We start from the raw sequence: 4000 nt of genomic DNA on the forward strand, positions 1-4000 counted from the left end.
TGGAAATATGGCGTGGTTTGCCCGCTCTATCAGTATTTCGTATGAATCAGCTACTATCTAGCTGCAAGAAAATCAGCTTACTAGTGAATGAGATTTATGCTGAATACATTTACTTTACTGATATTAATCAGACTTTAAATCCAGACGAGTATGATCGTTTACAAACAATATTAAAATGTAGTACTTATTCTACTGCTATACACTCTCAGCAAAAGCGTCTCATATTAGTTACACCGCGTCTTGGCACGATTTCTCCCTGGTCTTCAAAAGCTACTGAAATTGCTCATAACTGTGGATTACAGCAAGTCAAACGTATCGAACGTGGTCTGGCATTTTGGATTGAAGCACCACAACTAAATGATGCGCAATGGCAAAAACTTAGAGTACTACTGCATGACCGTATGATAGAAACCGTATTTGAAACGGTAGAAGAAGCACAAGAATTATTCGCTGAGTACCAGCCAGAGCCGTTTCAGCTTATAGACATACTTAGCGTTGGCCGTGCTGCTTTAGAAGAAGCAAATATAAAGCTTGGCCTTGCTCTAGCACAAGAAACTATCAACTATTTATTCAACACATTTACTAGTATAGGACGTAATATAAGTGATGTAGAGCTTTATATGTTTGCACAGACTAATTCTGAACACTGTCGACATAATATTTTTCATGCCAAATGGGTCATAGATGGTCAGCAGCAACAGAAGTCGCTCTTTGACATGATAAAGTATACTTTTACTAAAACTCCAGATTATGTGCTATCGGCTTATCAAGACAATGCAGCAGTTATAGAAGGATCAGTAGTAGGACGTTTTTTCACGGATGTACCAGAAAAGTGCTATACCTATCATCAGGAAGTAGCGCACCTTATAATGAAGGTGGAGACCCATAACCATCCTACTGCTATTTCACCTTGGCCAGGAGCGGCGACTGGTATAGGAGGAGAAATACGTGATGAAGGAGCTACTGGACGTGGTGCCAAACCCAAAGCAGGATTAGTAGGATTTTCTGTCTCTAACTTACGAATACCAGGATTTGAACAGCCGTGGGAAGGTTACTTCGAGCGTCCAGATCATATAGTTAGTGCACTGAAAATTATGATAGACGCACCGCTAGGTGGGGCAGCATTCAATAATGAATTTGGCCGTCCGGTAATCACAGGTTATTTTCGTACTTATGAAGAGCTAGTTAATAGCCATAATGGCATTGAGTTACGTGGTTATCACAAACCTATTATGCTAGCTGGAGGAATCGGTAATATACGTGACGAACATGTCCAGAAAAGTAAGATTAATGTCAATGCAAAGTTAATTGTACTAGGTGGTGCAGCTATGAATATTGGTTTAGGCGGTAGTACTGCATCATCTATGGTCTCCGGTCAGTATGATTTATCTCTAGATTTTGCTTCGGTACAGCGTGATAATCCTGAAATGGAGCGCAGGTGCCAGGAAGTTATCGACCGCTGCTGGCAACTAGGAGATAAAAATCCGATTTTATTTATCCATGATGTTGGCGCAGGTGGTCTATCTAATGCTATGTTAGAACTAGTTAGAGATGGTAAGTGTGGCGGTCATTTTCAGTTACGTGCTATCCCCAACGATGAACCAAGCATGAGCCCACTAAAAATCTGGTGTAATGAATCTCAAGAGCGTTATGTAATAGCAGTAGTACCAGAGCAGCTAGCAACCTTAGAAGCTATTTGTCGCCGTGAGCGCGCCCCTTTCGCTGTTATTGGTGAAGCTATAAATACTTTACATTTTCGTCTTGATGATAACTATTTTGGTACTAGACTAATCGATTTACCGCTAGACGTGTTACTTAGTAAGATGCCTAAAATGATACGTAATGTCGTCAGCCAGCAAGCTAGCGGACACACACTAGACAGTCAAAAGATAACACTAGTAGAAGCTGTAAAACGTGTGTTACATCTACCGGTAGTAGCAGATAAAACTTTTCTGATTACTATTTGCGATCGTAGCATTACCGGTATGGTAGCACGTGATCAGATGGTAGGACCATGGCAAGTACCTGTTGCTGACTGTGCAGTTACCACCGCTAGCTTTGACAGCTATTATGGTGAGGTGATGTCTATCGGAGAACGCGCGCCGGTAGCTCTACTAAACTTTACCGCTTCCGCTAAGCTAGCAGTAGCAGAGGCACTGACTAATCTAGCAGCTACTAATATCGGCGATATTAAGCAAGTAAAACTATCTGCTAACTGGATGGCTGCAGCTGGTCATCCTGGGGAAGACGCCGGCCTATATGCAGCAGTAAAAACTATAAGCGAAGATCTTTGTCCTGCATTAGGGCTAACAATACCAGTTGGAAAAGATTCCATGTCTATGAAAACTAGTTGGCAACATGGTGCTGAATTATACGAAGTCACAGCACCTTTATCGCTTGTAATCACCGCTTTTGCTAAAGTTGAAGATGTTCGCTCTACCGTGACACCACAGTTACAAACAGATAGAGATAATCTGTTGCTGTTGATAGATTTAGGCGCTGGTCATCAAGCTTTAGGTGCAACTGCATTAGCGCAGGTTTATCGTCAGCTTGGCGATGAAACGGCTGATGTCCGGAACACTAAACAATTAGCTCATTTTTACCAATGTATGCAGCAATTAGTTGTAGCGGGTCACTTACTAGCTTATCACGATCGATCAGATGGCGGTTTGTTCGTTACGCTAGCAGAAATGGCGTTTGCTGGGCACTGCGGTATTGACGTAGATATTGCTGCACTAGGTGAAGATTATCTAGCCGTACTTTTTAACGAAGAGTTAGGTGCGGTAATTCAGATATCAGTAGACAAATTAAATATAGTACTTCAAGTATTTGCGCAATCTGACATTTCAGAATGTGTATATATTCTAGGCACCGCCAAGAGCGGGGATAATTTTATTATTCGAAATCAAACTCATTCTTTATATAGCGAAAATAGGAATATACTGCGTACTTGGTGGGGAGAAACCAGTTGGCAAATGCAACGTTTACGGGATAATCCAGAGAGTGCAGATCAAGAACACGTGGCACGTCAAGACCAGAACGATCCAGGTATCAATGTAAAACTGAGCTTTAATCCAGACGAAGACATCGCTGCGCCTTATATAGCTAAAGGCGTACAACCTAAAGTTGCAGTACTACGTGAACAAGGTGTTAACTCTCATGTAGAAATGGCTGCAGCGTTTCATCGCGCAGGCTTTCATGCTATAGATGTACATATGAGTGATTTAATGTCCAGAACGTTAAATTTACAAGAGTTTCATATGCTAGTTGCATGTGGTGGTTTTTCGTACGGTGATGTATTAGGTTCCGGAGAAGGTTGGGCTAACTCAATTCTGTTTAACCATTGGGTGCGCGACGAATTTGAAGCGTTTTTTTACCGTCCGTATACTTTAGCGCTTGGGGTATGTAATGGATGTCAGATGATGTCTCATCTTCGTGAATTAATCCCAGGTGTAAAACTTTGGCCACATTTTATTCGTAATAAGTCTGAACGCTTCGAATCACGTTTTAGTTTGGTTGAAGTCACCAGTAGTCTATCTCTCTTATTACAAGATATGGCTGGTTCTCGTTTGCCAATTGCTATTTCCCACGGCGAAGGACAAGTAGTAGTACATGATAATGAACATCTGACCGCGATAGAAAAAATGGGATTAGTAGCATTACGTTATGTTGATAACTACGGACGAGTTACTGAAAATTATCCTGCTAACCCTAATGGTTCGCCTAATGGTATTACCGCAATTACCAATATAAGTGGTCGTGTCACACTAATGATGCCGCATCCAGAGCGAGTATTCCGCACTATAAGTAACTCTTGGCATCCTTATGAGTGGGGAGAAGATAGTCCTTGGATGCGTCTTTTCCGTAATGCACGTAAGCAACTAGGATAGTAAAGTGAAACAAGACAGTAAGTCGAAATAGAATAAACTAATAATAAATTGGCTTAAATTAACATTTAGTCATAACATAATCATGTTAAATAATTAGTTTTTCATACACT

General features: G+C 41.1%; 1 protein-coding gene. It reads left to right on the forward strand.

The genetic code is table 11. The features are described 5' to 3' along the window. The coding region (gene purL, locus CEX73_RS01150) for a phosphoribosylformylglycinamidine synthase (protein WP_101626784.1) at window positions 1-3890 on the forward strand (3890 nt) is incomplete at its 5' end. Window positions 3891-4000: the final 110 nt, after the last annotated feature.

The organism is Candidatus Palibaumannia cicadellinicola (assembly GCF_002855795.1).
GTDB classification, from domain to species: Bacteria; Pseudomonadota; Gammaproteobacteria; order Enterobacterales; family Enterobacteriaceae; genus Baumannia; species Baumannia cicadellinicola_C.